Below are 7,598 nucleotides of genomic sequence, written 5' to 3'. Positions count from 1 at the left end.
GGAACCACCTGATCCCATCCCGAACTCAGAAGTGAAACGATGCATCGCCGATGGTAGTGTGGGGTTTCCCCATGTGAGAGTAGGTCATCGTCAAGATTAAATTCCGAAACCCCTATCTGCGTATGCAGGTAGGGGTTTTGTTTTGCCCGTAGGAAAGTGCTTTGGCAACAGAGGGCTAGCGGATGGCCATCCCTGGTAATGGTCGCATCGTTCGTGAAACTTCGGCAGAGCGCGCTAAAAACCATGCCGTTTTTGGTATGGTGCAGCTCGTTTCAACGGACTGACTGCAAGCCTACGGATCGGTACTCCCGTTTATAGTCAAAGAGTTGCTGCAGAAATGCCCGGACCGATACCAATCAAGGACCACGAGAAAGAGACGCTCCTGGTCAACAAAAGACTGATGGCCTGCGCCTTGTTCGTCGCCGCCATTACTTGCGCGCTGGTGGTGCGCATGTACGTCCTGCAGGTTGTCGAGTTCGACTATCACTCGACAATCTCCGAAAACAACCGCGTCCATGTCCTGCCGATCACTCCAACTCGTGGGCTGATCTACGACCGCAATGGTGTGGTCCTGGCAGACAACCGGCCCAGCTTCAACCTGACCATCACCCGCGAACGCGCTTCCGATGTCAAACGCGAGCTGGATGAAGTGGTCAACCTCCTGCACCTGCCGGCCGAGGACCGTACACTGTTCGACAAGGCGATGAAGCAGGCCAGGCACCCCTTCGTCCCGGTCACGCTGTTCTATGAGCTCAGCGAAGAACAGATCGCCGTACTCGCGGTCAACGAGTTCCGTCTGCCCGGAATCGATGTAGAGCCGCAGTTCGTTYGCCACTACCCCATGGGCGCGCACTTTGCGCATTCGATCGGCTACGTCGGTCGCATTAACGAAAAAGAATCCAAAGCCCTGGACACGGTGGAATACCGTGGCACCCAATCCATTGGCAAAACCGGTATCGAGAAATTCTACGAATCAGAATTGCACGGCCATGTGGGTTACGAAGAAGTCGAAACCAATGCCCAGGGCCGCGTGCTGCGAGTGCTCAAGCATACCGACCCGATCCCCGGCAAAAACATCGTCCTGAGCCTCGACGTCAAACTTCAGGAAGCCGCCGAGGAGGCATTGGGCGATCGGCGTGGCTCGGTGGTCGCTCTCGATCCGTCGACCGGCGAAGTATTGGCCATGGTCAGCAAGCCAAGCTTCGACCCGAACCTGTTTGTGACGGGCATCAGCTTTAAGGAATACGCGGCACTGCACGACTCCATCGACCGGCCGCTGTTCAATCGCGTGCTGCGCGGGCTCTACGCACCTGGCTCGACCATCAAGCCGGAAGTGGCGATCGCCGGCCTCGACGCCGGAGTCGTAACCCCGCAGACCCGAGTCTTCGATCCGGGCTATTACCAGTTACCGGATTTTGATCATAAATACCGTAACTGGAATCACAGTGGTGATGGCTGGGTGAACATGGACACGGCGATCATGCGCTCCAACGACACCTACTTCTACGATTTGGCCCATAAGCTGGGCATTGATCGTCTGCACGACTACATGGCGATGTTCGGCCTGGGCGAGAAGGTCTCGCTGGACATGTTCGAAGAGTCTCCCGGGTTGATGCCGTCTCAGGCCTGGAAGCGCGCCACGCGGCGACAGGCATGGTTCCCCGGCGAGACAGTGATCCTCGGCATTGGCCAGGGCTATATGCAGGTCACTCCTCTGCAGCTGGCACAGGCCACCGCGCTGATCGCCAACAAAGGTGTATGGAACCGGCCGCACCTGGCCAAGACCGTGGATGGCGTCGCGCCGGTGGACGAGCATCCGATGCCGAACATCCTGCTCAAGGATCCGCGTGACTGGGAGCAGGTCAACCACGGCATGCAGATGGTGATGCACGACGCGCGCGGGATTGCCCGAGCGGCGGCGGAGGGCGCGCAGTACCGCATCGCCGGCAAAAGTGGCACCGCGCAAGTGGTGGCGATCAAGCAGGGTGAACGCTACAACCGGGCGAAAACCCTGGAGCGCAACCGCGACAACGCCTTGTTCGTCGGATTTGCTCCGGCCGAACATCCGCAGATTGTCATCTCGGTGATGATCGAAAACGGCGAGGCCGGTGGTCGCGTCGCCGGCCCTGTGGTGCGGCAGATCATGGATGCCTGGCTACTTGATCAGGACGGCCACCTGAAGCCGCAATACGCCGCGCCGAGCAAAGCCCCGGGCGACCCTCACGTTTAAGGATCAAGGCTTCACAGCACAGGCTCCCGAATGCTGAGCATGTGCTGGAAGCTTTCCAGGAACACGGTTTCGGCCTGATTCATCTTCTGCTCGCGATTCCACAACAGCTGGATATCGAAATCCACCACGCCGTCTTCCGGCGGCAAACGCCAGAGCAAACCTTGCTCGACATCCCTGCGCACCAGATGAGTTGGCAAACACCCAATACCAAACCCTGCGCAGATCAAGCGGTAAATCTCTTCGAAACTGGTGGATGACGCAACGATCTTGCCGGTAAAGCCTTGCTGGTCGCGAAACAGGGTCAGGGGTGAAAGATTGCCGCCGAGCTGATCGCTGGTGAAACTGACGAAGTTCTCTGCAGCGAGCTGTTCAAGGGTCAGATTCTCTTGTCCGAAAAGTCGATGACGCTGCCCGCAAAAGTACGCATAACGCTCGCGAAACAATACCCTCTGTTCCAGTCGCGGCTGCGGTAAACGGCATAATCCGACGCCAATGGTCGCGGTCTTTTGCAGCAACGAACTGATGATGTTCGAACTGCCCATCACCTCAACTTCCAGCTCGACTTTCGGGTGGGTTTCATGGAAGTCGGCGAGGAACTCATCGTAGTGTCGTGCTTGCACGCCGCTGACGGTGAGGATGCGGATCTTGCCGACCACGTCGTCGTGCCGACTCTCCAGCACCGTTCCCAGGCGTGAAATATCGCCGTAAATGTCCGTTGCAATGCGCAGGACTTCTTCCCCGGTTTCCGTCAGATCGAACCGCCTTCCACTGCGGGCGATCAACACACATTCCAGTTGTTCTTCCAGACGCTTCAAAGCCTGGCTGACCGCCGACTGGGTGATGTGCAGCCGCGCGGCGGCCCGACTCATGCTGCCTTCCTGACCGATCACCAGATAAGTGCGCAGCAGGTTCCAGTCGAGACGGTCATTCAGAAAGCGGCGACCAACCCACGGGTTCGAAGTGGACGGCATAAAGATTCCATGTAGTAGCAGTGCTAATAGTAAAGATAAGAATATGAAAATTGACTAATCCTGGCATGGAAGCGATAAAGCTCACAAGCGCCAGAGAGTGCGCTGCTAAAGAGGTGTATTCGTGAGCAAACCTGAACACATCGGCACGGTTGAATGGCAAGCCCGTTGCGAACTGGCCGCGCTGTATCGCCTGGTCGCGCACTTTCGCATGACCGACCTGATCGACACCCACATTACCCTGCGTATTCCAGGGCCTGAGCATCACTTTCTGATCAACCGCTACGGGGTTATTTTCGACCGCATGCGCGCCTCGGATCTGGTGCGCATCGATCAGGAAGGGCGAGTGGTCGATCCGGCCTACAAAGGTCATCGGGTCAATGCCGCAGGCTTTGTGATCCACTCGGCAATCCACATGGCTCGCCCGGATCTAAACTGTGTGATTCACACTCACACCGCCGCCGGCATGGCCGTCGCCGCGCAGAAGCACGGCTTGTTGCCGATCAGTCAGCACGCGTTGAAGTTTTACGGCAAGTTGGCGTATCACACCTATGAAGGCATTGCCCTGTCGCTGGATGAGCGCGAGCGTCTGATTGCCGATCTGGGGCCGCATCGGGCGATGATCCTGCGTAATCACGGCCTGCTGGTCGGTGGCTCCGGCGTGGCCCAGGCATTTCAGGAAATTCACTTCCTGGAGCGTGCCTGTCAGGCACAGGTTCAAGCGCTGGCCGGTGGTTCGGCGCTGCATTACCCGTCTCCGGAAGTCTGTGCGCACACCGCCGAACAGTTTGACCGCGATGAACAGGACAACATCATCGACCTGGCCTGGGAGGCTGCTCTGACCCTGATCGAATCCCAGCGCGAGTCCTACTTATCGTAAACTCTGTCATCAACAGCATTGTTTTGCTGTCCCGCGAAGGCGTCAGCGCATTCAACATCGACGTTGACTGACACACCGCCTTCGCGGGCAAGTCGGGTCGCCGCATCGCTCGCTCCTACAGGAGGACATGTCCGATTTCAGAAGACCCCTTTCGCGAGCAGGTTCCCGCAGGATTGATGCTCACCCTGTGGGGGCAAGCCTGCTCGTAATCGCGATCTGACTATCCCTGCTACTTATCGATTTTTTCCGGCAACGGCGCAAACAACGCCTCGATATCATCGCTCTGCAACTTCCAGTCCCCGGTCTTGCGTCCATCCAGCACGCCTGCGGCCAGATCGGATTTTTCCTTCTGCAGATGCTGAATCTTCTCTTCCACCGTGCCCCTGGCAATCATCTTGTAGACGAACACCGGCTTCTCCTGACCAATGCGATACGCACGATCCGTCGCCTGATTTTCCGTCGCCGGGTTCCACCAAGGGTCGTAGTGAATCACCGTATCGGCTTCGGTCAGGTTCAGGCCCACACCGCCAGCCTTCAAACTGATCAGAAAGATCTGACGCTTGCCGCTCTGGAATTCCTTGACTGGCGTGCGTCGGTCACGGGTCTGGCCGGTCAGGATTGCATACGCCACGCCACGTTTGTTCAGTTCGTCCTCGATCAGCGACAGCATTGAAGTGAACTGCGAGAACAGCAGAATCCGCCGACCTTCCTCGAACAGCTCTTCAAGCATTTCCATCAGGCTATCGAGTTTGCCGGAGGTACTGCCGCGAGCGGGTAGGGCAGCATCGTTGACCAGGCGCAAATCACAGCACACCTGACGCAGCTTCAGCAGTGCCTCAAGAATGATGATCTGGCTGCGTGCCACGCCTTTGCGGGTGATCTCGTCGCGGACTTTTTTGTCCATGGCCAGGCGCATGGTTTCGTACACATCGCGCTGGGCTTCGTTGAGCTCGACCCAATGGACGATTTCGGTTTTCGGCGGCAGTTCGGTGGCCACTTGTTCCTTGGTCCGGCGCAGCAGGAACGGTTTGATCCGACCGTTCAGGTGTTGAAGTCGTACTTCACTGGCACGCTTTTCTATCGGTACGCGGTAATCGCGGTTGAAGCTTTTCACATCACCGAGCCAACCCGGCAGCAGGAAGTGGAACAGCGACCACAGCTCGCCCAAGTGGTTTTCTAGCGGCGTGCCACTCAGGCACAAACGCTGGCGAGCATTCAGCTCACGGGCCGCATGGGCGGCCTTGCTGTTGGGGTTCTTGATGTACTGCGCTTCATCCAGCACCAGTACGTGCAACGGCTGCGCGGCCAGACGTTCGACGTCCTTGGGCAGCAGTGCATAGGTGGTCAGGATCAAGTCGTAATCGGCCAGGTTATCGAAATGCTTTTTGCGACTGACGCCGTACAGCGCCAGCACTTTGAGTTGCGGCGTGAAATGCGCCGCTTCGTCGATCCAGTTCGGAATCAGGCTGGTGGGCATGACCACCATGCACGGCCGATCGAGGCGCCCGGCATTCTTCTCGCTGAGAATGTGTGCCAGGGTCTGTAGGGTTTTGCCCAGGCCCATGTCGTCCGCGAGAATCCCGCCGACTTCCAGTTGTCGCAACGACTGCATCCAGCTCAGGCCTTCCAGCTGATACGGGCGCAAGGTGGCATTCAAGCCTTCGGGCGCTGCGGCGGTGTGGTCCTTGATGTCGCGCAGGCGCTGGGCAAAGGTGCGGATCTGCTCGCCACCTTCCCAGAGCAGCGGCAGGCCTTCCAGCGGGTTCAGTCGCGTGGCGTCGGCCTTGCTCAGGCGCAGCGTGGTTTCGCCGGGCTCTTGCAGGTAAAACTCGCCAAGGGTGGCCAGCACTGGTTTCAGGCGGCCGAAGGGCAGGGCGACCTGCAACGGGCCCTGGTCGGTGCTGCGACGTTGTGGAATGTTCACCAGGATCAGTTCGTCGTCGCGACGTCGGGCGAGCCGTTCCGGATTGAGGATTTCGGTGTGGGAGCGCATCAGGTTCAACAGGATCGGCAGCAGGCTCAGGCGTTCGCCGTTGACGATGATCCCCAGTTCCAGGTCGAACCAGTCGCGTTCCGGCGCCTGCTCGACGGTGGCGTACCAGTCGTCCACGGCGGTCAGGTCGAAGCCGAAATCCTCGTCGATCTGCAACTCCCAGCCTTGGGTGCGCAACTTCGGCAGCTCATTGAGGGTGAAGGTCAGCCAGGCGCTGTCGTTGACCATCTCGTAGAGTTCGCCGGCACTTTCCGGCAAGGCCTTGCTTTGTCGGGTGGCGACTTTGAAACCGAGGATCCGCAGCTGCTCCCTGTAGGTCTGTTCGACTTCCGGGTGACGTTTTATCCGCAGCGTCTGTGTCTCCTGACGAATCAGGATGTCAGCGTTTTTCTGTCCGCTGACGTATTCGTCCAGATAGCTGAAGGACAGCGCCGCGCGATGCTGAATGTAACGCTGCATTTTTCCGTTGCGCGGTTCGAAGGCGCTGAACTCGATGCTCGCCAGCCACAGGCGCGGCACCGGTTGCACGTTGTCCACCAGCACTTGCGGCGGCGCTTTCGGGCTACGGTTTTCCAATACGGCCTGAAGTTTTTCCAGCAGTTCGGCGTCTTTCGCGGCCGCCGGATACGCGAGGGTTTCCTGCACTTGCAGTAGCACCGCTGCGCAATGTTTGCAGTTGCTGTGAACCGGGCAGGTGCACGTGGCGTCGATCATCAGCAAGGTGCCTTTGGCCGACTCGCGCAGGCGAATGGTCTGACGGTAAACGTTACCGCCAGAGCCTTCGCAACTGGCGATGATGGTGGCATCGCCGACTTCGACGATCCTGACGCGGTTCTCCAGTGCGTAGCGACGGCCACGTTCCAGGCTCTGTTCCTTGAATCGGCTGACCCAGGATGTTGCCAGGGGTTTGCTCAGGGTCGCGGAGGACATAAGGGCTTCAATCAGTCCGGAATTTCATCAGGGACTGGCCGAGGTGCAGGGGCGGTCAGCGAGGTGATTTTGATCAACAGGCCCAGGTGACCATTGTCGAGGAAGTTCAGCAGGCCGTTCTTGGTGTGGCTTTCCTGCTTCAGGCGTTCGCTGGCGGTGACCATGCCGTTGGCGTCAATCTGATTGACCCAGAAGTCGGCGTCGACGTCAGTGAAACGCCCCAGTTTCAGGTTCAACGTGCCCTCGATCGGGAATTGGCCGAACTGTTCCTTGCCTTCGCTGATCGCGATTTTGCTGGCTTCTTCACCCAGGTTCTGTTGCCAGGCCTTGTGCAGCAACACCGTGTACTCGTTGCTGGCAGTGAGTTTTTCCACTTCGGCATTCAGGCTTGGCGTGCGAAAGCTGTCGGGGCTGATGCGTTGGGCACCGGCAGCCCAGTCTTCTGGCGCGGCGCGGCTGACGATGGCAGGCACGGCGTTTTGCCGTACCAGAATCATTTCAACCTGATACAGATCAGCGGCAAACGCGGTCGAGGCGAGCAGCGACATCAACAACGTCATCAGCAAGGTCAGTGAGCGAAACAGGCGCATGCGGCGT

Annotated in this window: 5 protein-coding genes and 1 rRNA gene; 3 read left to right on the top strand and 3 right to left on the bottom strand. The window is 58.5% G+C overall.

The window, feature by feature from the left end; all coding sequences use genetic code 11:
- Together rrf and mrdA are read left to right on the top strand one after the other, a co-directional pair.
- A 5S ribosomal RNA gene (gene rrf / locus AC1DIS_RS14160) occupies positions 1 to 96 on the top strand; the annotation flags it as partial.
- A gap of 241 nt (positions 97 to 337) precedes the next feature.
- The gene (mrdA, locus tag AC1DIS_RS14155) at positions 338 to 2,230 is read left to right on the top strand and encodes a penicillin-binding protein 2 (RefSeq protein WP_477780933.1); all 1,893 of its coding nucleotides are present in this window, start codon (positions 338 to 340) and stop codon (positions 2,228 to 2,230) included.
- 11 nt (positions 2,231 to 2,241) lie between these two features.
- Here mrdA and AC1DIS_RS14150 read toward each other — a convergent pair whose 3' ends face one another.
- On the bottom strand, positions 2,242 to 3,201 hold the full coding sequence (locus AC1DIS_RS14150) for a LysR family transcriptional regulator (protein ID WP_064616807.1): 960 nt from the start codon (positions 3,199 to 3,201) through the stop codon (positions 2,242 to 2,244).
- A gap of 121 nt (positions 3,202 to 3,322) precedes the next feature.
- On the opposite strand from AC1DIS_RS14150, the gene AC1DIS_RS14145 reads away from it, so the two are divergent.
- Positions 3,323 to 4,078 carry a class II aldolase/adducin family protein gene (locus tag AC1DIS_RS14145; protein WP_064616808.1) on the top strand — a complete coding sequence of 252 codons (756 nt, stop codon included), beginning with the start codon at positions 3,323 to 3,325 and terminating at the stop codon, positions 4,076 to 4,078.
- Positions 4,079 to 4,307: 229 nt separating this feature from the next.
- Here AC1DIS_RS14145 and AC1DIS_RS14140 read toward each other — a convergent pair whose 3' ends face one another.
- Positions 4,308 to 7,001 carry an SNF2-related protein gene (locus AC1DIS_RS14140; protein WP_477744351.1) on the bottom strand — a complete coding sequence of 898 codons (2,694 nt, stop codon included), beginning with the start codon at positions 6,999 to 7,001 and terminating at the stop codon, positions 4,308 to 4,310.
- Between the two features lie 11 nt (positions 7,002 to 7,012).
- Positions 7,013 to 7,591, bottom strand: coding sequence for a CsiV family protein (locus AC1DIS_RS14135; RefSeq protein ID WP_018930294.1), 579 nt, complete (start codon positions 7,589 to 7,591; stop codon positions 7,013 to 7,015).
- Positions 7,592 to 7,598 lie beyond the last annotated feature (7 nt).

It is taken from the genome of Pseudomonas sp. 05N433 (genome assembly GCF_056396925.1).
The sequence above is the reverse complement of the archived record's forward strand: the minus strand, read 5'-3'. Positions and strand labels throughout refer to the sequence as shown.

What these genes read in the sequence shown, in the direction of transcription:
- AC1DIS_RS14150 (WP_064616807.1), bottom strand. Translation starts at nt 3,201, where the DNA reads ATGCCGTCCACTTCGAACCCGTGGGTTGGTCGCCGCTTTCTGAATGAC.
- AC1DIS_RS14140 (WP_477744351.1), bottom strand. Translation starts at nt 7,001, where the DNA reads ATGTCCTCCGCGACCCTGAGCAAACCCCTGGCAACATCCTGGGTCAGC.
- AC1DIS_RS14135 (WP_018930294.1), bottom strand. Translation starts at nt 7,591, where the DNA reads ATGCGCCTGTTTCGCTCACTGACCTTGCTGATGACGTTGTTGATGTCG.